The organism is Mesorhizobium album, from assembly GCF_033977205.1.
Lineage (GTDB): Bacteria > Pseudomonadota > Alphaproteobacteria > Rhizobiales > Rhizobiaceae > Mesorhizobium > Mesorhizobium album.
In genome coordinates, this window is sequence record NZ_JAVIIW010000001.1 from 317,135 (window position 1) to 340,326 (window position 23,192).

23 protein-coding genes are annotated in these 23,192 nt (G+C 65.6%); 18 read left to right on the forward strand and 5 right to left on the reverse strand.

Annotated features, from left to right (window positions below; translation table 11 throughout):
• Positions 1-111: 111 nt before the first annotated feature.
• From RFN28_RS01475 to RFN28_RS01485, 3 genes are all read left to right on the forward strand, one after another.
• On the forward strand, positions 112-612 hold the full coding sequence (locus RFN28_RS01475) for an MmcB family DNA repair protein (protein WP_320285578.1): 501 nt from the start codon (positions 112-114) through the stop codon (positions 610-612).
• 184 nt (positions 613-796) lie between these two features.
• On the forward strand, positions 797-1,543 hold the full coding sequence (locus RFN28_RS01480; protein WP_320285579.1) for an SDR family NAD(P)-dependent oxidoreductase: 747 nt from the start codon (positions 797-799) through the stop codon (positions 1,541-1,543).
• Between the two features lie 42 nt (positions 1,544-1,585).
• Positions 1,586-2,632, forward strand: coding sequence for an RNA polymerase subunit sigma-70 (locus RFN28_RS01485; RefSeq protein WP_320285580.1), 1,047 nt, complete (start codon positions 1,586-1,588; stop codon positions 2,630-2,632).
• A 6-nt stretch (positions 2,633-2,638) separates the two neighbouring features.
• On the opposite strand, the gene nhaA is transcribed toward RFN28_RS01485, so the two are convergent.
• The 5 genes from nhaA to RFN28_RS01510 form a co-directional block, all read right to left on the reverse strand.
• On the reverse strand, positions 2,639-3,829 hold the full coding sequence (gene nhaA / locus RFN28_RS01490) for a Na+/H+ antiporter NhaA (RefSeq protein ID WP_320285581.1): 1,191 nt from the start codon (positions 3,827-3,829) through the stop codon (positions 2,639-2,641).
• A gap of 78 nt (positions 3,830-3,907) precedes the next feature.
• Positions 3,908-4,471 carry an ActR/PrrA/RegA family redox response regulator transcription factor gene (locus tag RFN28_RS01495; protein ID WP_320285582.1) on the reverse strand — a complete coding sequence of 188 codons (564 nt, stop codon included), beginning with the start codon at positions 4,469-4,471 and terminating at the stop codon, positions 3,908-3,910.
• A 105-nt stretch (positions 4,472-4,576) separates the two neighbouring features.
• Positions 4,577-5,902, reverse strand: a complete 1,326-nt coding sequence (locus RFN28_RS01500; protein WP_320285653.1) for an ActS/PrrB/RegB family redox-sensitive histidine kinase — start codon at positions 5,900-5,902, stop codon at positions 4,577-4,579.
• 49 nt (positions 5,903-5,951) lie between these two features.
• On the reverse strand, positions 5,952-8,414 hold the full coding sequence (gene hrpB, locus RFN28_RS01505; protein ID WP_320285583.1) for an ATP-dependent helicase HrpB: 2,463 nt from the start codon (positions 8,412-8,414) through the stop codon (positions 5,952-5,954).
• A 41-nt stretch (positions 8,415-8,455) separates the two neighbouring features.
• Positions 8,456-9,346: a DMT family transporter gene (locus RFN28_RS01510; protein ID WP_320285584.1), complete on the reverse strand. Its 891-nt coding sequence runs from the start codon at positions 9,344-9,346 to the stop codon at positions 8,456-8,458.
• Between the two features lie 23 nt (positions 9,347-9,369).
• Here RFN28_RS01510 and RFN28_RS01515 point away from each other — a divergent pair, with 23 nt between their 5' ends.
• The 15 genes from RFN28_RS01515 to RFN28_RS01585 all read left to right on the forward strand — a co-directional run bounded on the left by RFN28_RS01515 (position 9,370) and on the right by RFN28_RS01585 (position 23,130).
• Positions 9,370-10,059, forward strand: coding sequence for a PIG-L deacetylase family protein (locus RFN28_RS01515; protein WP_320285585.1), 690 nt, complete (start codon positions 9,370-9,372; stop codon positions 10,057-10,059).
• A 241-nt stretch (positions 10,060-10,300) separates the two neighbouring features.
• Complete coding sequence (locus RFN28_RS01520) at positions 10,301-11,629, forward strand: ABC transporter substrate-binding protein (RefSeq protein ID WP_320285586.1); 1,329 nt, start codon at positions 10,301-10,303, stop codon at positions 11,627-11,629.
• Positions 11,630-11,751: 122 nt separating this feature from the next.
• A complete protein-coding gene (locus tag RFN28_RS01525) occupies positions 11,752-12,699 on the forward strand; it encodes a carbohydrate ABC transporter permease (protein ID WP_126096498.1) in 948 nt (315 codons plus the stop codon).
• Complete coding sequence (locus tag RFN28_RS01530) at positions 12,696-13,646, forward strand: carbohydrate ABC transporter permease (protein WP_320285587.1); 951 nt, start codon at positions 12,696-12,698, stop codon at positions 13,644-13,646. The genes RFN28_RS01525 and RFN28_RS01530 overlap by 4 nt, the downstream gene beginning before the upstream one ends.
• Positions 13,643-13,849, forward strand: a complete 207-nt coding sequence (locus RFN28_RS01535; RefSeq protein ID WP_320285588.1) for a hypothetical protein — start codon at positions 13,643-13,645, stop codon at positions 13,847-13,849. Before RFN28_RS01530 ends, RFN28_RS01535 begins: the two co-directional genes overlap by 4 nt.
• 2 nt (positions 13,850-13,851) lie before the next feature.
• Positions 13,852-14,952 (forward strand): ABC transporter ATP-binding protein, encoded by a 1,101-nt coding sequence (locus RFN28_RS01540; protein ID WP_320285589.1) that lies wholly within the window; start codon positions 13,852-13,854, stop codon positions 14,950-14,952.
• The gene (locus RFN28_RS01545) at positions 14,945-15,958 is read left to right on the forward strand and encodes an ABC transporter ATP-binding protein (RefSeq protein WP_320285590.1); all 1,014 of its coding nucleotides are present in this window, start codon (positions 14,945-14,947) and stop codon (positions 15,956-15,958) included. Before RFN28_RS01540 ends, RFN28_RS01545 begins: the two co-directional genes overlap by 8 nt.
• A gap of 56 nt (positions 15,959-16,014) precedes the next feature.
• Positions 16,015-17,655 (forward strand): dihydroxyacetone kinase subunit DhaK, encoded by a 1,641-nt coding sequence (locus RFN28_RS01550; RefSeq protein WP_320285591.1) that lies wholly within the window; start codon positions 16,015-16,017, stop codon positions 17,653-17,655.
• A gap of 10 nt (positions 17,656-17,665) precedes the next feature.
• Entirely contained in the window at positions 17,666-18,265 is a 600-nt protein-coding gene (dhaL, locus tag RFN28_RS01555) for a dihydroxyacetone kinase subunit DhaL (RefSeq protein ID WP_320285592.1), read from the forward strand.
• On the forward strand, positions 18,265-18,654 hold the full coding sequence (gene dhaM / locus RFN28_RS01560) for a dihydroxyacetone kinase phosphoryl donor subunit DhaM (protein WP_292314107.1): 390 nt from the start codon (positions 18,265-18,267) through the stop codon (positions 18,652-18,654). The genes dhaL and dhaM overlap by 1 nt, the downstream gene beginning before the upstream one ends.
• Positions 18,655-18,673: 19 nt before the next feature.
• Positions 18,674-18,976, forward strand: a complete 303-nt coding sequence (locus RFN28_RS01565) for an HPr family phosphocarrier protein (protein WP_320285593.1) — start codon at positions 18,674-18,676, stop codon at positions 18,974-18,976.
• Between the two features lie 41 nt (positions 18,977-19,017).
• A complete protein-coding gene (gene ptsP, locus RFN28_RS01570; protein WP_320285594.1) occupies positions 19,018-20,592 on the forward strand; it encodes a phosphoenolpyruvate--protein phosphotransferase in 1,575 nt (524 codons plus the stop codon).
• A 7-nt stretch (positions 20,593-20,599) separates the two neighbouring features.
• Complete coding sequence (locus RFN28_RS01575; RefSeq protein ID WP_320285595.1) at positions 20,600-21,031, forward strand: hypothetical protein; 432 nt, start codon at positions 20,600-20,602, stop codon at positions 21,029-21,031.
• Positions 21,032-21,056: 25 nt separating this feature from the next.
• Positions 21,057-22,043, forward strand: coding sequence for a dihydroxyacetone kinase subunit DhaK (gene dhaK, locus RFN28_RS01580; RefSeq protein WP_320285596.1), 987 nt, complete (start codon positions 21,057-21,059; stop codon positions 22,041-22,043).
• A gap of 61 nt (positions 22,044-22,104) precedes the next feature.
• Complete coding sequence (locus RFN28_RS01585) at positions 22,105-23,130, forward strand: nucleotidyltransferase family protein (protein ID WP_320285597.1); 1,026 nt, start codon at positions 22,105-22,107, stop codon at positions 23,128-23,130.
• Positions 23,131-23,192: the final 62 nt, after the last annotated feature.

Genomic DNA, 23,192 nt, shown 5'->3' on the forward strand with positions numbered 1-23,192 from the left:
TTCCCGATGGAAAGCGGAACGGCACCAGATGCACAGGCTGGTTTGTTAAATATATAATCGTCCTTTAAAGACGGGTTCAAACCGTGAACAAAATCTGGCATGGTGCCGGCCATGCCCATCGTTTCCCCGATTCCCCTCAACCCGCTGATCGACGGCCGCCAGTCGGAGCGCGCCATGCTGGTGCGGCGCGGCGTGCAGCGGCTGCTTTCCGCAATGGGCGCGCATGTGCTGCCAGAGCTGTCCCTGGCCACCGGGCGGCGGGCCGATCTCGTCGCGCTCACCCGGCAGGGGGACATCTGGATCATCGAGATCAAATCCTCGATCGAGGATTTTCGCGTCGACCGCAAATGGCCGGACTATCGGCTCCATTCCGACCGCTTCTTCTTCGCCACCCATCCCGGCGTGCCGCAGGAGATCTTTCCGGAGGAATGCGGCTTCATCCTCTCCGACGGCTATGGCGCCGAGATCCTGCGCGAGGCACCAGAGCACCGCATGGCGGCCGCGACGCGCAAGGCGCTGATGCTGAGAATCGCCCGCGCCGGGGCGGCGCGGCTCTTGGCGGCGGAGCTTGCCGGCGTGGCGGTTCCGGCGCTTGACGGCGAGAGCGAATAATACTCATCGCAGAGCGTGAGCGTTGGCGTGTTGCAGCTGGCGTCCGGCGCAGACCGAGGCTCACGCCAACCCTTGCCTAACGCCAGCGAGAATTTTCGTTCCGCACCGATGATTTCCGCTGATCCCGATTGTCTGCACCAACAGGCGCGTCCGAATGGTCGGCGGCCTGGAAAAGAGGTGAGGCATGGAATCGTTGCAAAATCAGAACGTCGTCGTCGTCGGAGGCAGCCGGGGTGTCGGCCGCTCGATCGTGGAAGCCGCGCTTGGCGAGGGGGCAACCGTGCTTGCCGTCGCCCGTGGCGCCGCCGACCTGAAGCAACTCGCCTGGGAACACTCGGGCTTGAGGACCCTTGCGGCCGATGCGACGGCAGAAACCGCGCCGGAAGCGGTTTTCGATGCGCTTGCGCCGGACGTGCTGGTGGTCTGCGCGGGCGCCTTGGCTCCTTCCGCGCCTATACCGGAGCAGAGCTGGGAGGTCTTCTCGGCGAACTGGGAAATGGACGTCAAAGCGTCTTTCCTGTTCTGCCGGGCAGCCCTCAATGGCCGGCTCAAGCCCGGAAGCCGAGTGTTGCTGATCTCCAGCGGCGCCGCAATCAGCGGAGGGCCGCCAAATTCTGGCGGCTATGCCGGTGCCAAGCGCATGCAGATATTCCTGGCCGGCCATTGCCAGAAAGAATCGGACCGCCTGGGCCTCGGCCTGCGCTTCATGGCGCTTTCGCCTGCCCGAATCATGCCGGGCACCGGGGTCGGCGATCATGGCATCGATGGCGTTGCAGCCTATATGGGCATCCGCCCGGCCGACTTCCTGGCCAGCATGACCGACATGCAGACGCCGGCCGACGTTGGACGAGCGGTGGTCCATCTCGCCACCGGGAAGCTGCAAGGCAGTTCCTTTACTGTCAGCGGCAGCGGTCTTGCGGCGGCGGCATGAGGCGCGCAGGATGCCGGCCGAATTCAGCTCCCCGGGCTCTCCATGACTGACGCTCTGGGCCCTTTCGAGCCTTTAGGCCGGCCAGGCCAACCGGTCCTCGACCGGTTGGCCTTCGAGCGCCTGACCATCGCCCACCGCCGCGAGCTCAAGCTCCACTGTTACCGGATGATGGGCTCGCTCAACGAGGCGGACGACCTCGTCCAGGACACTTTCCTAAAGGCCTGGCGCGCCAGGTCGCAATTCGACGGAAGAGGTTCCATTCGCGGCTGGCTCTACAGCATCGCCACCAACAGCTGCCTCAATGCCATCAAAGCACGGTCGTCGGCGCAGCGCATTGTCAAGCAGCCCGATCGACCTCCCTCCGAAGGAAGAGCGACCGGCGGACCGGCCACCGAGTTCGCCTGGCTGGAGCCATATCCGGACACGGAACTGCCTGACATCGCTGATGATAGGCCGGGGCCAGAAGCGCGTTACGAGGCCCGCGAGGCCGTGCGGCTCGCCTTCGTCGCGGCGATCCAGCTGTTGCCACCCAGGCAGCGCGCCGTCCTGCTGCTTTGCGATGTGCTCGGATGGTCTTCCATCGAGACCGCGCATTTGCTTGGCGGAACCACCGCCTCGATCAACAGCGCCTTGCAGCGGGCCCGCGCGACGCTTGGCGGGCGCTACCCCCAGGGCCGACCACTGAAGCGATTAGTGCCCAGTCCGGACGAAGGCCTGCTGCTCGAACGCTACATGCGGGCCTGGCAAGCCGACAATCTAGACGGGCTCGTCGATCTGCTGCGCGAGGACGCCATCTATCACATGCCGCCATGGCGGGAATGGTACCGCGGACACCTGGCGATCGGCGCTTTCCTGGGGAGCGTCTGGGACAATTTTGCCGGCTATCGCGCGGTGGCCATCGGGGCCAACGCCCAGCCAGCTGTGGGCGTTTACGCGCTCGGGCGTCAGGATTTCGTCTGGCGACCCCATTCGCTGCATGTAATTGAACCCGCCGACGGTAAAATCGCCTCGCTGACGATCTATGTGCCGCCACTCGGCCCCACTTTGTTCGCGGCCTTTGGCCTGCCGCCGGAGCCTATCGTGCCCTGAGAGGTTCTAGCCCAGATCTTCTTCGACCCCACTCGCCGCCGGCGCCAAGAGCAGCACCGCGGTACCAGCCAGCGCCGCGACCAGCGAGCCGGCGAGGATGCCGACCTTCACAGCGTCCTGAAGCGCGGCGTCACCGGCGAAGGCGAGCAGGCCGATGAACAGGCTCATGGTGAAGCCGATGCCGCACAGCAGCGAAATGCCGAACATATGCAGCCAGCCGGCATGGGCCGGCAGGTCGGCAAGGCCGAGCCGGATGGCGATGGCCGAGGAGGCGAACACGCCGGCCAGCTTGCCGAGCACGAGGCCTGCGGCGACGCCGAGCGTCAGCGGCTCGACCAGAGCGGCAAAGCTCAAGCCGACGAGCGGGACGCCGGCATTGGCGAAGCCGAAGATCGGAATGACGATGAAGGGCACGAGCTTGTGCAGGCCGTGCTCCAGGCGATGCAGCGGCGAATGCTCGACATCATGGCCGATGCCGGGCGAGCGCTCGAGCGGAATGGTAAGCGCCAGCGCCACGCCGGCAAGCGTCGCATGCACGCCCGATTTCAACACCAGCACCCACAGCACCGCGCCGATCACTAGATAAGGCAGGAGATTCATCACGCGCATGCGGTTGAGCACAATCAGCACGACAATGGCAGCGAAGGCAGCCGCCAGATAGGCGAGCGACAGGCCGCTTGTGTAGAACAGCGCGATGATGATGACGGCGCCGAGATCGTCGATGATGGCCAAAGCGGTGAGGAAGACCTTCAGCGAGGCCGGCACGCGGCTGCCGAGCAGCGACAAGACGCCCAGCGCAAAGGCGATGTCGGTGGCGGTCGGGATCGCCCAGCCGGAGAGCGCGGCCTGATTGTTCCGGTTGACGGCGACATAGACCAGCGCCGGAACCAGCATGCCGCCGGCGGCGGCGATGCCGGGCAGCACGCGGCGCGGCCAGGTCGAGAGCTGGCCGTCCAGCATCTCGCGCTTGATCTCCAGCCCGACCAGCAGGAAGAACACCGCCATCAGCCCGTCATTGATCCAGTGCGAGACGCTGAGCGGTCCGAGATAGGCGTGGAGGACCGAAAAATAGGTCCCAGCGAGCGGCGAGTTGGCAACGATCAGCGCCAGAGCGGCGGCCGCCATCAGGATGATGCCGCCGGCCGCCTCGCCGTCGAGGAATTCGCGCAGGATCGATTTTGGCCGCTCGTCGCGCATGTCGCCTCCGTCACACGGCCAGCCGGCCGGAATCCTGTTGCCGGATGATGCGCAAGCGTCTTTGGCGACGCAAGCAGGTCAGCGCGGCGCGCGTTTGGCTAGTATGCGCTGCAATGTGCGGCGGTGCATGTTGAGGCGGCGCGCGGTCTCGGAAACGTTGCGGTCGCACATTTCGTAGACGCGCTGGATGTGCTCCCAGCGCACTCGGTCGGCCGACATCGGGTTTTCGGGTGGCGCCGCGCGTTCGCCCGAGGTGCGGGTGAGCGCGGCGAAAACGTCGTCGGCGTCGGCGGGCTTCGACAGATAATCGACGGCGCCGAGCTTCACCGCCGTCACCGCGGTGGCGATGTTGCCGTAGCCGGTCAGGATGATGGTGCGAGAATCGTCGCGCTTCTCGCGGATGGCGGCGACCACGTCGAGGCCGTTGCCGTCGCCCAGCCGCATGTCGACCACCGCATAGGCGGGCGGACGGGCGCGCGCCTTGGCGACGGCCTCTTCCACGCTCTCCGCCGTCTCGACCGCGAAGCCCCTGGTTTCCATGGCGCGGGCAAGGCGGGTAAGGAACGGCTTGTCGTCGTCGACGATCAGCAGCGAGGTGTCCTCGCCTTCTACCATTGCGCCGGTGGGTTCTTCTGCGCTCATTTCGTCAGCATCCTACTGCCTTACTTTTACGCAGATACAATTCTGCAACAGCAATGTCCAATTTTAACAGCCGGCAACAAAGCTGCCATGCGGCAATCGCAAGGCTCAGGCGTTGTCGAACATGGTCCCGGACAGCTGCTGGGGATTGAGAAAGACGCTGCGCGGCCAGGTGATTTGCACCACCGCGCCCTCGCCAAGCCCGCTCGAATTGCGGAAGTCGAGCGTCGCGCCGGAGCGTTCCAGCAAGGTCTTGGCGATGAACAGCCCGAGGCCGAGGCCGCCGCCGGCCTCGTTGCCCTGGCGGGTCGACATATAGGGCTCGCCGATGCGGTCGATGATCTCCGGCGGGAAGCCCGGCCCGTCATCGGTGATGGAAAAGGAGACTTCGGTCTCGTCCCAGTTCCAGCTGACGGTGACGGTCTTCCTGGCAAAGTCGACGGCGTTCTCGACCAGGTTGCCGAGCCCGTAGATGACGCCGGGGCTGCGCTGGCCGACCGGCTCCGGCCCGATGCGCTCGCCGGGGCGCAGCCGGATCGAGATGCCGAAGTCGCGGTGCGGCGCCGTCACCTCCTCGACCAGCGAGGTCAGCGGTAGGCGCGAAAGATGCTGCTCGCCTTCCGTGGACAGACTGGTGAGCCGCTTCAGGATCTCGCGGCAGCGCTCGCTCTGCGAGCGCAGCAGCTTCACGTCCTCCGCGAATTTCGCATCCTGGCCGAGCGCCTTTTCCATTTCCTTGGCGACGACGGTTATGGTGGCCAAGGGCGTACCCAGCTCATGCGCGGCCGCCGCCGCGAGCCCGTCGAGCGCGGAGAGATGCTGCTCGCGCTGCAGCACCAGCTCGGTGGCGGCGAGCGCATTGGCGAGCAGGCGCGCCTCGGCCGCGACGCGGAAGGCATAGATGGCGGTAAAGGCGATCGAGGCGAACACCGCCATCCACATGCCGGCGACATAGATGAAGGGCATCGGCAGCGGCGAGCCCCCGTACCATGGCAGCGGCAGATGGAAGAACACCAGCAGCGTTGTCGCCGAAATGACCAGCGCGCCCAGCACCGCGGTGAGGCGCAGCGGCAGCGACGCGGCGGAGATGACGACGGGCACCGAGAGCAGGACCGAGAATGGGTTGGTGAGCCCCCCGGTCATATAGAGCAGTCCGGCGAGCTGCAGGCTATCGATGGTGAGGATGACGAAGGCCGCGAGCGGGCTAAGCCGATGCGCCGCCGGATAGCGGAAGGTGAGCCAGAGGTTCATCCAGGCCGAGCAGGCGATGAGCGCGAAGCACATCGAGACCGGCAGTGGGAATTTCAGCCCGTAGGCGACGACGAGCACCGCGATGCTCTGGCCGACAATGGCGAGCCACCGCAGGCGGATCAGCGTGTTGAGCCGCAGCCGCTGGCTCTGCTGGGAATCGGGCGCGCGCAGAATGTTGATCATTGCCAAGAATTACAGCCGCAAGCGTGGAAACGATAGAGCATGACTTCCTTCAGGTTCCGCGCGGCTTGGCGCGGCTGGTGGCGGCCGCCAGCAGCGGGTTTTCCGGCCAGACATGCTTGGGGTAGCGGCCGCGCATGTCGGTGCGCACATCCGCCCAGGAGCCGCGCCAGAAGCCGGGGAGATCGCGGGTCGTCTGGATGGGGCGATGCGCCGGCGACAAGAGTTCGAGCGTCAGCGGCACCGCGCCGTTGGCAATCGAAGGATGGCGGTCGAGGCCGAACAGCTCCTGCACGCGGATGGCCAGCACCGGCCATTCGCCGTCATAGCGGATCGGCACGTTGCTGCCCGAGGGCGCATCGAAATGGGTCGGCGCCAGGGAATCCACCTTGCGCTGTAGGTCGTGTGGGACGAGCGACTTCAAGCCCACGATAAGCGTCGCCGGCTTGATCGCCGCGAAGGAGGCATCGCCAGCAAGGAAGGGCAGTAGCCAGTCTTCGAGGCGCTCGAGTAGCGCCTGGTCCGAGACATCGGGCCAGGGCGCGCCGAGGCCGCGATTGAGCCAGCCGAGCCGCTGGCGAAGCGTCTCCGCCTCCTTGCCCCAATCGAGCAGCGACAGGCCGTGCTCGCGCAAGGCGTCCAGGATGGCCCGATCCGCCTCGGCGCCGGTCGGCGCCGGCAGCATGCGCTCGGAAAGCGTGATGGCGCCGAGGCGGGCGGTCTCGCGCACGCGCACGGCGCGACGCTCGCGGTCGAAGCTTGTTTCACGCTTCGTCTCGATGCGGTCGGCAAGGGCCGAGCGGATGTCGGCCTCGTCGACGGGCGCAGCGGCGGTGATGCGGGCGTTCTGCGCCTTGCCTTGCAGGTCGGCGATCACCAGCCAAGTCTCGCCGGCTAGCGGATCGGCGGCGTCGACCATCGCGCCGGAGCCGTTGGCGAGCACGAAGCGGCCGCGCTCGCCGCGGGCCCTCGCCACCCGATCCGGCCAGGCGTGGATCAGCAGCGTACCGGCGGCGGCCGGCGTGTCGGCCCTTCCGCCGCCAGCCTGCCTTGCCAGGCGCTCGGCAAGCTGCCGGGCTGCGTTGGCGCGTGGCGACTTCTCCCCGCGAAACCGCATCAGCCGTCGTTCAAGGTCGGCGCTGTCGCCGCCAAGCCCGCGCTCCGTCAAAAGCACGGCAAGCGTCGCCGCTTCAAACGCTTGGCCCGCCTTTGCCGCTTCCGCCACCATGTGTGCGAGCCGCACCGGCAGCGCCAGCTTGCGCATCGCAGCACCCGCATCCGTCAGCCGGCCGGCGTCGTCGATGGCGTGCAATGCCTTGAGCAGAACCCTCGCCTCGTTGAGCGCGGGCGCCGGCGGCGGATCGAGAAAGGACAGGCTCGACGGATCGGCGACGCCGAAAGCGGCGCAGTCGAGCAGCAGGCCGGAAAGGTCGGCCTCGAGGATTTCCGGCGGCGTGAAGGCGGGAAGCGCTGCCGTCTGCTCGGCGCGCCACAGCCGGATGGCGACGCCGGCCTGGGTGCGTCCGGCGCGGCCGGTGCGCTGGTCTGCCGAAGCTCTGCTGACGCGCACAGTCTCCAGCCGCGTCAGGCCGCTCGCCGGCTCGTAGCGCGGCAGCCGCGACAGGCCGGAATCGACGACGACGCGCACGCCGTCGATGGTGATAGAGGTCTCGGCGATCGACGTCGCCAGCACCACCTTGCGGCGGCCGGTTGGGGCCGGCCTGATCGCGGCATCCTGCATCCTGTTGTCGAGCTGGCCGTAGAGCGGAACGATGTCGGTATCGGCCGCGACATTGCCTTCGAGCCGCTTGGCGGTGCGTTCGATCTCGCGCTGTCCGGGCAGGAAGGCGAGCACGCTGCCCTGCTCGGTGGCGAGCGCTGAACGGACCGCCTTGGCCATGGCGTCCTCGACGGCCACGCCGGCCGGGCGCTCGTCATAGCGGATCTCGACCGGGAAAGCGCGGCCCTCGCTTTCGATCACCGGCGCCCCGGCCAGCAGTTTTGCAACGCGCGCGCCGTCGAGCGTCGCCGACATGACGAGCAGTCGCAGATCGGGCCGGAGCGCGCCTTGCACGTCGAGCGCCAGCGCGAGGCCGAAATCGCCGTCGAGCGAGCGCTCGTGGAACTCGTCGAAGATCACCGCCGAAACGCCCGGCAGTTCCGGATCGTCGAGGATCATGCGAGACAGCACGCCTTCGGTGACGACAAGGATTTTCGTCCGCGCCGAGGTGCGGTTTTCCATGCGCATCGCATAGCCGACGGTGCCGCCAGGTTCCTCGCCGAGTAGTTCGGCCATGCGGCGGGCAGCGGCACGGGCGGCCAGCCGGCGCGGTTCGAGCAGGACGATCCTGCCATCGCCGAGCCAAGGCGCGTCGAGTAGAGCCAGCGGCACCAGCGTCGTCTTGCCGGCGCCGGGAGGCGCCACCAGCACAGCGCTGTTGCGCTCGGCCAGCGCCTGGCTGAGCGCCGGCAGCACAGCCGATACCGGTAGCTCTGGCAACGATCTGGTTCTCATTGCGCTCGCATATCAGCGGCCCGGACTGACGCGCAACCGGCTTAAAGCCTGGTGCGCGTGAACGGATTCCAGCGCACGGTGCCCAGCCGCACCTCCTCGCGCACCATGGTGAGCAGGCCCGAGGCGCCGAGGACGGCAAGGCCGACCAGCGTCAACGCGTCGGGATATTCCCGGAAGAACAGCGAGCCGAGGACCACCGCCCGGACGATCTGCGAATAATGCGTCGGCGCGATCCGGTTGGCTGGCGCGTATTTGGCCGCCAGAAGCTGCAGCAGCTGGCCGCAGGCGGTGAAGGCGCCGGCCATGACCAGCCAGACCAGTTGCCTGCCGTCCGGCAGGATGAACGACGTTGCCGCCGCGCCAAGGCCGTTGAAGACGAGGCCATAGCCGACCAGCACGCCGAGCATGGTCGTGCGCTTTTCCTGCTGCGCCAGCGAGCGCATCAGGATGACGCTGGTGGCGGCGAGGAAGGCGATGGCAAAGGCAGCGAGGTGGCCGAGATGCAATTCGCGAAAGCCGGGTCTGACGACGAGCATGACGCCGGCGAAGCCGGCGACCACCGCCAGCCACCGCCAGGGGCCGACCTTCTCCTTCAGGATGACGGTGGAGAGGATGGTGACGAACAGCGGCGCCAGGAAGATCAGGGCGTAGACTTCGGCCAGCGGAATGGTGGTGAAGGCATAGACGCTGAGCACGCCGGAGGCGATGCCTGCCCAGGCGCGGGCCTGCACGGCCCACGGCCGCCTGGTGCGCCAGAAGTCGCGCCAGCGCTCACCGACCGGGCGGGTGAAGAACAGAAAACAGCCAGCAAACAAGATGGTGAAGAAGCCGATCTCGAAGACCGTGAACTGCCCGCCCAGGCTCTTGATGACGGCGTCGCTGCACGAGTAGCTTGCATAGGCGATCAGGGCGAGCAGAATTCCGTTCGGCACGTTTCGTTTCCGGGAGACAAAGAGTGAAGATACTGGCGCTGGGCGCGCATCCCGACGATATCGAGATCTTCATGTTCGGTACGATGGCCGCCTATGCCGCGCTAGGCGCAGAGCTCACTTTTGCAATAGCCACGGACGGCGCCAAAGGGGGCAAGGGCGACCCGGTGGCGCTCGCCCGGGCAAGGCGCGAGGAAGCGATCGTGGCAGCCGGCCTGCTTGGGGTCGCGCCGCGTTTCCTCGACTTCCCCGACGGGGCGTTGGTTGCGGATGGGGCGTTGATCGGCACTCTGAAGGCGCTGATCGCCGAGATAAGACCCGATCTCGCGATCACGCATGCGCCGAACGATTATCACGGCGACCATCGAGCGCTGTCCGACACTGCGCGTATCGCGGCGTCCTTCGCGGTGCCGGTGCTGCATGCCGACGCGCTCGGCGGCACCGGCTTTTCGCCGACGCACTATGTCGACATCTCCGCCCATTGGGATCTCAAGGCGCAAGCGATCCGCGCGCATCGCTCGCAGGACCCCGAGCGCTTCGTCGACGGCATGCGCACGCAAAACCAATTTCGCGCCGGCCAGTGCAATGGCGCGCCCGGCGCGCTTGCCGAAGCCTTCCGCTTCGAGCCCGTGTTTCCCTTCGCCGACATACGCGACTTGCTGCCGCCGGCGCCGCCGATCCGGCCGGTAACGGTGAGCACGAAGAGCGTCAAGTAGCCGGCTCAAGCGACCGGCCGAGCAGCCGGCGGCTTATTTTCCCAACGATTCCAACCGCCCGTTTCGCCATGCTGCGGCGCAGCAACGAATTCGCTTGCGTTGTTTAGTAAAAAGAGCATTACTAAACAAATTACTAAACATCGACTGCGCATCGCGCGTCATGTTCAGGCCCTTGGAGGAGCGAGGGTTGAGGGCTTTTGAAACCGTCATCCGGACGCGTTTCGCAAATGGGAGGTAAGGCATGAAATCGACCTGGAAACTGGCGTTGGGACTGGCCTCGGCGGCATTCGCGTCGACAGCCGTCTCGAGCGCCGCGCATGCGGAAGACCTGACGCTTTGCTGGGCCGCCTGGGACCCGGCCAACGCGCTCGTGGAACTGTCCAAGGACTTCACCAAGCAAACCGGCATCGGCATGAAGTTTGAATTCGTGCCGTGGACGAACTATGCCGATCGCTTCCTCAACGAGCTCAACTCTCACGGCAAGCTCTGCGACCTGATCATCGGCGACAGCCAGTGGATCGGCGGCGCCGCCGAGAACGGCCACTACGTCAAGCTGAACGACTTCTTCGACAAGGAGCATATCAGCATGGACGACTTCGTGCCGGCCACCGTCGTCGGCTACTCCGAATGGCCGAAGAACACGCCGAACTACTGGGCGCTGCCGGCCATGGGCGATGTCGTCGGCTGGACCTACCGCAAGGACTGGTTCTCGCGGCCCGAGCTGCAGAAGGAATTCAAGGAGAAATACGGCTGGGAGCTTGGCCCGCCCAAGACCTATGACCAGCTGATGCAGATCGCCGAATTCTTCCAGAAGCGGCAGATCGACGGCAAGACGGTCTATGGCGCCTCGATCTACACCGAGCGCGGCTCGGAAGGCATCACCATGGGCGTCACCAACGTCCTTTACGACTTTGGCTTCGATTATCAGAACCCGAACAAAGCCTACGACATGCAGGGCTTCGTCAACTCGCCGGACGCTGCCAAGGGCCTCGAATTCTACAAGAAGCTATACGATTGCTGCACGCCTCCCGGGTCGTCGAACGTCTACATGGGTGAATCGGCCGACGCCTTCAAATCAGGCCAGGTCGCGCTCCATATGAACTTCGCCTTCACCTGGCCCGGCCTCTACAAGGACGAGAAGGTAGGTGGTGACAAGATCGGCTTCTTCACCAACCCGGCCGGCCCGAAGGGCCATTTCGCCCAGCTTGGCGGCCAGGGCATCTCGGTGGTCTCCTATTCCGACAAGCAGGAAGCCGCGCTGAAATACATCAAGTGGTTCGCCAACAAGGATGTGCAGGCCAAATGGTGGTCGCTCGGCGGCTACTCCTGCCTCAATGCGGTGGTGAACGACCCGAAGTTCCCGGCCAGCCAGCCTTACGCGTCGACCTTCCTGGAATCGATGGCAATCGTGAAGGATTTCTGGGCCGAGCCGAGCTACGCCACGCTCTTGCAGGCGATGCAGAAGCGCGTCCACGACTATGTGGTGGCCGACAAGGGCACCGCGCAGGAAGCGCTCGACAGCCTAGTCAAGGACTGGACGCAAGTCTTCCAGGACGACGGCAAGATGTAGTCGGGGCAAGATGTAAGGCTCCTCCCGAGCCAGACCGCAGCGTCCCGTGCCGCCCTTGGCACGGGACGCAGTTCAGATAAATTCCATCGCCGAGACTGACAGTGACCGAAGCAGGACTTACCATGCTCAATCGGACTGCGGACAACGTTGCCCGGGCGACGCCGGAGCCGTTGGCCCGCAAGATCCGGGGCATCAGCGACAAAGGGCTCGCCTGGCTGTTCATTTCGCCGACGATCCTGTTGCTGCTCGCCATCAATATCTTCCCGCTGTTCTGGGCGATCTATCTCTCCTTCACCAACTACCGCGCCAATCGCCCCAACGAGGCGGTGAAGAATCTCGGGCTCGCCAATTACCGGCGCATCCTCGGCGACCAGGACATCTGGATCGCCATGCAGACGACGGCGCATTTCGTCTTCTGGACCATCCTTCTGCAGACAGTGATCGGCTTCACGCTGGCCTGGCTGATCGACAGAAAATTCCGCGGCCACGCCTTCTGGACGACGATCATCCTGGTGCCGATGATGCTGTCGCCGGCGGTGGTCGGCAATTTCTGGCGCTTCCTCTACGAGCCGCAGATCGGGCTGTTCGCCTACGCGGTCTCGTTCCTCACCGGCATCCCGCCGACGAATGTGCAGATGCTGTCCAATGTCGAGCTGGCGCCATGGGCGATCATCATCGTCGATACCTGGATGTGGACGCCCTACGTGATGCTGATCTGCCTCGCCGGCCTGCGCTCCATTCCCGAATACATCTATGAAGCAGCCGAGGTCGACCGCGCCTCCAACTGGCGGCAGTTCTGGTCGATCACGCTGCCGATGGCGCTGCCCTTCATCATGCTGGCGGTTCTGTTCCGCGGCATCGAGAACTTCAAGATGTTCGACATGGTCAACCTGCTCACCGGCGGCGGCCCTGGCTCGACCACGGAAGTCGCCTCGATCACGTTGAAGCGGCAGGCCTTCGAGAGCTGGCGCACCGGTTATTCCTCGGCCTTCGCCATCATCCTGTTCGTCGCGGTGTTCGGCTTGGCCAACATCTACGTCAAGGCGCTCAACAAGGTGAAGCAGAGATGAGCCTGACCACCGCCCATTCCGTCGTCGCGCCCTCGGCCAACTCGAAGCGGATCGCCGGCGCGATCGTCGTCGGCTACGCGCTGATCTCGATCGTGCCGCTGCTGTGGATCTTCGCCACCAGCTTCAAGACGCCGCCGGATTCGATCGCCTATCCGCCGAAGATCGTCTTCCAGCCGAGCCTCGAAGGCTATTGCAACCTGTTCACCACCCGAACCAGGCAAACGCCGGAATACATCAACTCGCTGGGGCCAGCGACCGGGCTCTGCGACGAGACCGTGCGCAAGCGCAACATGGTGATCGCAGGGCCGTCGAACTTCCTGCCGCGCTTCGTCAATTCGCTGATCATCGCCTTCGGCTCGACCTTCTGCGCGGTGTTCCTCGGAACGCTCTCGGCCTATGGCTTCTCGCGCTTCAAGGTGCCTTTGGCTGACGACCTTCTGTTCTTCATCCTGTCGACGCGCTTCATGCCGCCGATCGCAGTGGCGATCCCGATCTATCTGATGTACCGCGAGCTCGGCCTTTCCGACACCGCGCTCGGCATGATCCTGCTCTACACAGCGGTGAACGTCTCGCTCGCGGTCTGGCTGCTCAAGGGCTTCATCGACGAGATCCCGCGCGAATACGAAGAAGCGGCGATGATCGACGGCTATACCAGGCTGCAAGCCTTCTGGCGCACGGTGCTGCCACAGGCGACCACCGGCATCGCCGCCACTGCCATCTTCTGCCTGATCTTCGCCTGGAACGAATATGCGTTCGCCGCACTTCTGACCTCCGGCACGGCGCAGACCGCACCGCCCTTCATCCCGACCATCATCGGCGAAGGCGGCCAGGACTGGCCGGCGGTCGCCGCCGGCACGACGATCTTCCTGGTGCCGATCCTCGTCTTCACCATCCTGCTCCGCAAGCAGCTCTTGCGCGGCATCACCTTCGGCGCGGTGCGCAAATGAGCACGACCCAGCCTATAAAACGCAAATCCCGCTGGCCCGCCTGGGCGAGGCGCGGCCTGATGGAAAACATCGCAACCGCCATGATCGCGATTGGCTTCCTGATGCTGTTCCAGCCCTTCGCGCTGTCGCTTTACAGCTATTCCTTCGTCACCATGCTCGCCGGCACGGCCATGTTCATCATCGTCTCGAAATTCCCGGAATAGCCATGGCCGAGATCCGCGTTCAGAACCTGAGGAAAGCCTTCGGCGAATTCGTCGCCGTGCAGGATTCCAACTTCGTCGTCGAGGACGGCGAGTTCTTCGTCATGCTCGGGCCATCCGGCTGCGGCAAGACGACGACGCTGAGGATGATCGCCGGCCTCGAGCTGCCGACCGGCGGCAAGATCCTGCTCGGCGGCGAGAACGTCACCATGCGCCGGGCGCGCGAGCGCGACATCGCCTTCGTCTTCCAGCTCTTCGCGCTCTATCCGCACATGAATGTGCGCAAGAACATCGGCTTCCCGCTGCTAGCGCAGGGCATGGCGTCGGCCGAGATCCGCGCGCGCGTTGAAGAGACCGCGAAGCTGCTCCGCATCGATCATCTGCTCGACAAGTCGGTCTCCGGCCTTGCCGGCGGCGACCGCCAGCGCGTCGCGCTCGGCCGCGCCATCGTGCGGCGTCCAAAATGCTTCCTGATGGACGAGCCGCTGGGGACCCTCGATACCGAATTCCGCGATCTGATGGTGCATGAGCTGCGCGAGCTTCACAACCGCATCCACGCCACCACCGTCTATGTCACCCATGACCAGATGGAGGCGATGTCGATGGCCGACAAAATTGCGGTGATGAACCATGGCGTCATCGAGCAGTTCGGCAGTCCCCGCGAGATCTACGACCGGCCTGCGACGATGTTCGTCGCCGATTTCATCGGCTCGCCGCCGATGAATTTCTTGCGCTTCGGCGGCGGCCTCGCCAGGGGCGCGAAGGAAATCGTCGTGCAAGGGGCCAAGGTGGCGGTGCCGGAAGTGCGCGAGGATATCGCACCCGCCGACATGGCGCTGGGCATCCGGCCCGAGCACATCCGCTTCGACGATGCCTCGAAGCTGCGCGGCGCGATCTACGGCACCGAATATCTCGGCACCACGCAGATCGTCGCGGTGGAGACCGCCGACGGCATTATCAAGGCCCGCGTGCCCGCCGGTATCCATCTCGCTACCGGCGAGCAGGTCGGGCTGGCGTTGAGCAGCGCGCGGCTGTCGCTGTTCGAGAAAGGCACTGGACGCGCGGTGAAAACCGCCATGCATGATCAGGAGGCGCGCCATGGCTGACGTCCGCGTCCAGGGTGTGACCAAAAGTTTTGGCGAGACTGTCGCCATCAGCGATCTCGACCTGCAGATCAAGGACGGCGAATTCGTCGTGCTGCTCGGCCCGACCGGCGCCGGCAAGACGACGACGCTCAGGCTGATCGCCGGGCTGGAGCGGCCGGACAGCGGCACGATCCACATCGGCGGTCACGACGCGACGGCATTATCGCCGGCCGAGCGTGACACCGCTTTCGTCTTCCAGCAATATTCGCTCTATCCGCACCTATCGGTCTACGACAACCTCGCCTTCCCGCTGCGCTCGCCGGCACGGCGCTTCCCCGAAGAGGCGATCCGCCGCCGCGTCGAAGAAGTGGCGCGCATGGTGCGCATCGACCACAAGCTCGAAAATCGCTCGACCAGATTGTCCGGCGGCGAGATGCAGCGCGTCGCCATCGGCCGCGCCTTGGTGCGGAAACCCGCGATCTATCTGATGGACGAGCCGCTGTCCTCGCTCGACGCCAAGCTGCGCGCTGACTTGCGGCTGGAGCTGAAGCGCATCCAGTCGGAGCTCGGTGCCACCATGCTCTATGTCACGCACGACCAGATCGAAGCGATGACCATGGCCGATCGCATAGGCATCCTCTCGGAAGGAGTGCTGGTCCAGATCGGCACGCCGCGCGCCATCTATTCGGAGCCGGCAAACCTTCATGTCGCGGCCCGCCTCGGCCAGCCGGCGATCAACCTGTTGCCGGCCGGGCTGCTGCCCGACGGTGGCGCGCCGTTGGGAACCACGACCATCGGCGCCCGCACCGAGCATCTGTCGATCGAGAAGGCGGCCAACGGCCATGCCGACGGCGTCGTCGACTGGGTCGAGCATCTCGGCGACCAGAACCATCTGCATGTGACGGTGGGAGCGAAGAAGCTGGTGACGCTGACCGATCCCGACACGCCGCTCGAAAAGGGGGACAGAGTGACGATCCGCTACCGCGCGCCGCTTTATTTTGGCTCGGATGGGCAAAGGCTGATGTAGCCGGCGCACACATCGCACAGTTTTTGACGACTGCAGATACGGACTGGACGAAATCCATGAAGCACTTTTTCAACCGCAAGGACTCGATCGTCACCGAAGCGCTAGATGGCTTTCTCGCCACAGCAGGCTCCGGCACGCTGGCGCGCCTCGACGGCTATCCCGAAGTCAAGGTCGTGCTGCGCGCCGACTGGGACAAGACGAAGGTGAGCATCGTTTCCGGGGGTGGCGCCGGGCACGAGCCATCGCATGCGGGCTTCGTCGGCGCCGGCATGCTGACCGCCGCGGTGTCGGGCGAGATCTTCGCTTCGCCTAGCGTCGAGGCGGTGCTGGCGGCGATCCGCGCGACGACCGGGCCGGCCGGCTGTCTGCTGATCGTCAAGAACTACACCGGCGATCGCCTCAATTTCGGCCTCGCCGCCGAAAAGGCGCGCGCCGAAGGTTTTGCGGTCGAGATGGTGATCGTCGCCGACGATATCGCGCTCCCCGACATTACCCAGCCGCGCGGTATCGCCGGCACGCTGTTCGTGCACAAGATCGCCGGGCATCTGTCCGAAGCCGGCCACGATCTCGCATCGGTCGCCGCGGCGGCACGCGCGGCGGCGAAAGACATCGTTTCGTTGGGGATCTCGCTCTCCTCCTGCTCGATCCCGGGCCAGGCGCATGAAGACCGCTTCGGTGCCGACGACGGCGAACTCGGTCTCGGCATCCATGGCGAGCCGGGCGTCGAGCGCATCGCCCTGGAGGCCGCCAGCAAGCTGGTCGCCATCATGGCGGAACGCCTTGCGGCACGGATCGACCCGCACAGCCACTACGCCCTGCTGATCAACAATCTCGGGTCGGTGCCACCACTCGAAATGTCGCTGATCGCCAATACCGTGCTGTCCTCGTCGCTGGCAAAGGCGGTGACGCTGACGATCGGCCCCGGTCATCTGATGACCGCCCTCAACATGAACGGCTTCTCGCTGTCGCTGATCAGGCTAGGCGCGGAGCGCGAGTCGGCGCTGCTGGCGCCGGTCGGCCCGCATGCCTGGCCGCCGGCGAGGCCGGTTCGCCCGCCGGTGGTCGTGGCAGTCGCCAAGCCCGCCAGTCGCAATACGAAGGCGACCAGTCGCGACGCCGGCGCTATGCGGCTGATCACGGCCGTCTGCGAGAAACTAATCTCGCTCGAAGAGCCCTTGAATAGCCTCGACGCCAAGGCCGGCGACGGCGACACGGGGTCGACGGTGGCGACCGGCGCACGCAGCGTGCTCGACCGCATCGGCACGCTTCCGCTTGCCGATAAGGCCGCAACGCTCGCCGCAATCGGAGATATATTGGGCACCTCGATGGGCGGTTCCAGCGGCGTGCTTTTGTCGATCTTCTTCACCGCTGCGGCGCAGTCGCTCGACGGCCGGGCGTCGCTCGGCAAGGCGCTGCTCGCCGGCCTCGACCGGATGATCTTCTACGGCGGCGCCAAGGTCGGTGATCGCACCATGGTCGACGCGCTGGAGCCGGCGCTGAAAGCGCTCGACGCAAGCGGACTGGAAGCGGCGGCCAAAGCGGCCCGCCACGGCGCGGAGGCTACGGCGGCGATGCAGAGGGCGAAGGCTGGCCGCTCCGCCTATATCGGCCGGCAGCTTGACGGCGTCGCCGATCCGGGCGCCTTTGCGATAGCAGAAGCGTTCGCGGCCGTGGCGGCCATGTTCGCCCCGGCATGAAGGACAGAGAATGGCCGCATCCGAATTCTCTCGATTGATCGCAGCGGCAGCGGATACGATCGCGGCGCATGCCGATGAATTGACTGCGCTCGACCAGGCGATCGGCGACGGCGACCATGGGCTGAACATGAAGCGCGGCTTCGAGGCCGTGCGCGCCGAATCGGACGGAATCGCAGCGAAGCCACTGCCGGACGCGCTGAAGGCGGTCGGCACCAAGCTGGTGATGACCGTCGGCGGCGCCTCCGGACCGCTGTTCGGCACGCTGTTCATGGCGCTCGGCAAGGAGCTGCCCGGCACGCCGGACCGAGCCACGCTGACGGCGGCGCTCAGCAAGGCGATCGAGGCGGTCGGGGCGCGCGGCAAATCGCAGCCCGGGCAAAAAACCATGCTCGACGTACTGCAGCCGGTGTATGAGGCGCTGGCGCAGGGCAAAACGGCCACGGAAATCGCCGATGCCGCCGATCACGCCGCGGACGCCACCGTGCCGATGAAAGCCCTGCGCGGGCGCGCCTCCTTCCTGGGGGAGCGCTCGATCGGGCATATGGATGCCGGGGCGCGCTCGACCGCGCTTCTGGTGCGTGCAGTCGCTGAGGCGATCGAGGGTTCTTGATGAGCAATGTGGGCATCGTCATCGTATCGCATTCGCCGCTTGTCGCCGAAGGCACGGCCGACATGGTGCGCCAGATGGTGGGCGACGAAGTGCCGCTTGCATGGTGCGGAGGAAACGGCCATGGCGGTCTCGGCACCAGCGTCGAAGCGATCATGGGCGCGATCGAAAAGGCTTGGTCGGAAGCGGGCGTCGCCATCCTGGTCGATCTCGGCGGCGCCGAGACCAACAGCGAGATGGCGGTCGAGATGATCGGCGAGCCGCGCTCCCACAAGATCGTGGTCTGCAACGCGCCGATCGTCGAGGGCGCGGTGATGGCGGCGACGGAATCTTCCGGCGGAGCCTCGCTGAAGGAAGTGGTGGCGACGGCGCATGAATTGTCGCCGTCGTGAACGAACGGGAACCGACTGAATGTCCGCATCCGCCGAAGCCACGGTTCTGATCACCCACGAGGTGGGCCTGCACGCGCGCCCTTCGGTGAAGTTCACCAAACTCGCCAAGTCGTTCGCGGCCGAGGTGGAAGTGGCGCTCGCCGCCAACGGCCCCTGGTTCGACGCCAAGAGCATCGTCAAGGTGATGGCGGCCAAGGCGCCCAAGGGAACCGTGCTGCACATAAGGGCGCGAGGCGATGGTGCTGGGGAAGCCGTCGGCGCGCTGGTCGATCTGGTGCAGCGCGACTTCGACGAGGATAGGGACCATGCCCGGTCCGCTTGACACGGGCGAACGTGGCGTTCGACCCGCAAGGAATGCGGTTCATGCGGATTGAAGGCTTTCCCGCCTCTCCCGGCTATGCCGAAGGGCCGCTGTTCGACCTCGACCGGCCCCCAATTTCCTACAGAAGCAAGGCGAGCGCGGCGGAGGAAGAAGCAGCACTGAAGGCGGCAATCGGCAATTCGGTGAGCCGGCTGACCTCGCTTGTCGAAACCGCCGATGGCGACGCCGCCGGCATTCTCGAATTCCAGATCGCCATGTTGGAGGACGACGCGCTGAGTATCCCAGCCTTCGCCTCTATCGGTTCGGGGCAGCCCGCCGACGCTGCCTGGCGGCGGGCGCTGGATGCCGAAATCGCCGGCTATGAGAGTTCGAAGCAGGATTATTTCCGCGCGCGCGCCGCCGACCTGCGCGACATTCGCGACCAGGTGCTGCGGGCCCTGAGCGAGGACGGCGAGACTGCCGCGCCTCCCGGTGCCATCCTCTATGGCGAGGACATCGCGCCGACGCGCTTCCTCGAAACCGACTGGAGCAGAGGCGGCGGCATCGCGCTCAAGGCCGGCAGCACGGCCAGCCATGTCGCCATGCTGGCGCGCTCGCGTGGCGTGCCGATGGTGGTCGGCCTCGGCGCCTCGGCGGACAAACCCGCGGGTGTCGCGCTGCTCGACGCCGAGCATGGCGGCATCGTGTTCTCGCCCTCGCCGGCCGAGGTCGGAGCCTTTCGCCAGTCGTCCTCCGCCTTCGCGGCGCGCCAGGGCAAGGCGCAGACTTTTCTGGCTCAGCCGGCGGCGACGAAAGCCGGCACTGCCGTGCGCGTTCAGGTCAACATCTCCGACCCTTCCGATGTCGACGGCATCGACATCGCGACCTGCGATGGCGTCGGCCTGATGCGGACGGAGTTCCTGTTCGGCAAGTCGTTGCCGGACGAAGAGACGCAGTACCGCGCCTATCGCAAGGTGCTGGAATGGGCTGGCGACAAGCCGGTGACCATCCGCACGGTCGATGCCGGCGGCGACAAGCCGGTGCCAGGCTTCACTGTCGCGGAAACCAATCCTTTCCTCGGCCTGCGCGGCATCCGGCTGTCGCTGGCCCGGCTCGACGTCTTCCGAGTGCAAATCCGGGCATTGCTGCGCGCCGCTGTACACGGCAATCTGAAGGTGATGTTTCCGATGATCGCCACAGCCGAAGAGTATGCCCAAGCCGCAGCGCTGTTTGCCGAGGAGCAGACGGCGCTTGCCGCGCGCGGCGTTGCCCACGAGCTGCCGCCGCTCGGCATCATGGTCGAGGTGCCGTCGGTGGCGATCGCGCCAGAGGCTTTCGCCAATGTCGCCTTCTTCTCGATCGGCTCCAATGATCTCACCCAATATGTGATGGCGGCGGCGCGCGACAATGCCGTCGTCGCGCATCTGAATTCCGTTCGCCATCCAGCCGTCCTGCGGCTGATCGCCTCTGTCGCCGCCTTCGGACGGGAGAAAGGCATTCCGGTCAGCCTCTGCGGCGATGCGGGCGGCGATCCGGCCGCCATCCCGGCGCTGCTCGAGGCCGGCCTTCGCAATCTTTCGGTCGCGCCGGCGCAGCTCGCCATGGCCAAGGCGGCCATTGCGGACGTCTCGGTGTAAGCGCGGCATGGCCAAGACCGCCAAGATAGCCGAAGCCGGCTCGGAAGATGCGATCCGCGCCTACAAGACGATCCTGTCGCAGGTCATCGACCAGCGGCCGTCGGGCATGCGCCAGCGCCTTGCCGATGCGCTCGGCAAGCACCGCAGCTTCGTCACCCAGATCTCCAGCCCGGCCTATTCGATCCCGATCCCGTCAAAGCATTTGCCTTCTATCTTTTCCGTCTGCCATTTCAGCCAGGCCGAGCGTGACCAGTTTATGACCGCCTATCACCAGGCGCATCCGGGCAAGATGTCGACGGCTTCGGGCCCGCGCAAGACACGCCACGTCTCCCTCATCGTGCCAGATTTCGGCGACGACAAGCAGAATGCCGCGCTCGACCGAGCGATCAACGAATTCATCCAGAAGATCACCAGCATCGCCGGCAAGGGCAGCGGCTAAGCAGGACGTACTCGGGAGGACTGCCATGAAGAAGTTTCTCAATTCGGTGGACACGGTGCTCACCGAAAGCCTCGACGGCTTCGTTTCCGCTCACTCCGACATCCTAACGCTCGGCGACGAGTACAAATTCGTCCGCCGCAGACAGCTCAAGCCGGGCAAGGTGGCGCTGATCTCGGGCGGCGGCTCAGGCCATGAGCCGCTGCATGGCGGGCTGGTCGGCCACGGCATGCTGGACGCCGCCTGCCCCGGCCAGGTCTTCACCTCGCCGACGCCCGACCAGATGCTGGCGGCCGTTCAGGTGGTCGACACCGGCGCCGGCTGCCTGTTCATCGTCAAGAATTACGAAGGCGACGTGATGAACTTCGACATGGCCGCCGAAATGTCGGAAGGCGTGCTGCAGGTCGTGACCAATGACGACGTCGCGGTCGAGAACTCGTCCTACACGACCGGCCGGCGCGGCGTCGCCGGCACGCTGGTGGTGGAGAAGATCGTCGGAGGCGCGGCCGAGCAAGGCCTGGCGCTGCCCGATCTCAAAGCGCTGGGCGATCGCGTCAACGGCGCGACGCGGTCGATGGGCGTGGCGCTGACCAGCTGCACGGTGCCGGCGGCAGGCAGGCCGACGTTCGAGATCGGCGACAACGAGATGGAATTCGGTGTCGGCATCCATGGCGAGCCCGGCCGGCGGCGCGATGCGCTGAAGAGCGCCGACGCCATCGCCGAGGAAGTCTGTGCCGCAATTACCGGCGACCTCGGCGAGCGCGCCAAGGGACCGGCTCTGCTTTTCATCAATGGCTTCGGCGGCACGCCGTCGATGGAGCTTTACCTGATGTACAACAGCGCCCGCAAAATCTTCGAACGGCAGGGCGTGACGGTGGTTCGCTCGCTAGTCGGCTCTTACGTCACCTCGCTCGACATGGCCGGCTGCTCGATCACGCTGACGATGCTCGACGACGAGATGACGGCGCTGTGGGACGCGCCGGTGCACACGGCGGCGCTGCGCTGGGGGATGTAGCTTCGCGCGGGCTTTTCTGCGACCATGGTCGCCTCCTGTTGTTCGCGACATTGCCCGGTTGATGCTGCCTCCGCTTTCGCCTGCCGAAGAAAAACTGCTGCTCGATTTTGCCGATCCCGAAACGCTGGTCGAGCGGGACCGGAGCCTTTCGGCAAACAGCTTGATGGCGCTGCTTGCCAATGCGGAATTCCACGGCGTGCTGCCGATCATGCTGCGCAAGCTGAGGGAACGAGGCGACGCGCAACTGCCGCACGACGCTGCCCTCCTGCAGAAGCTCTCCGCGCTGCGCGACCAGGCGACGATCGCGACCGGCCAATCGATGCTGCTGCAATATCACGGCGATCGCATCATGAAGGTGCTGGCTGAAAAAGGCGTGCCGGCCCGGATCGTCAAAGGTCCGATCTTTGCGCGCAAGCTTTACCGCCATGCCTCGGACCGGCCGTTTACCGATATCGACATCCTGGTCGATCCCGCCAGCATCGGCGCGGCCAACAAGGTGATCGCTGAATGCGGTTTTGTGCTGGCCAGCGGCGAGGCGCAGTCGCACGACCTGCAGGAATTCAAATGGCTGGAGAGGGAGAATTCCAGCCTGCTGATCGAGCTGCACGGCAACCTGGTCCACGATTCCGGCATGCGGCGGCGCCTGTCGCTCGGGTTCCGCGAGTTGCAGGTCATCGACGGCGGCGAGACCAACACGCCGGCGTCGCTGCTCACCATCGCCATCGTTCACGCTGCCGGCGGCCACAAATTCCACCGGCTGCAGCTTTGCGTCGATGTGCTGCAGGGCGTGCGCGCGCTGCGATCGCCGGAAGCGGAAGCGCGCCTGCTCGAGGCTGCGCGCATGACCGGCATCGAACTCGAGCTGGCGACCGTTCTCAACGTGACCGGGCGGCTGTTCGAGGAGCCGCGCGCGATCGCGCTTGCCAACCGCATCAAGCCCGATCTCTCGATACGGCTCGCCAAATGGTTGATCACCGGCAACATGCTGCTTCGCGTGAATTCCAGGGAAAAGATGCGCTCGCGCCTCAGCCGCGATGCCTTCCGCTGGGTGCAGCGGCTGGCCCGGTCGCGACCCTATCCGGCCTGAGAACCCGCTCTGCGGGATGGAAGGTATCCGTCTAGAGCGGTTCACCGTTTCACGGAAACGCC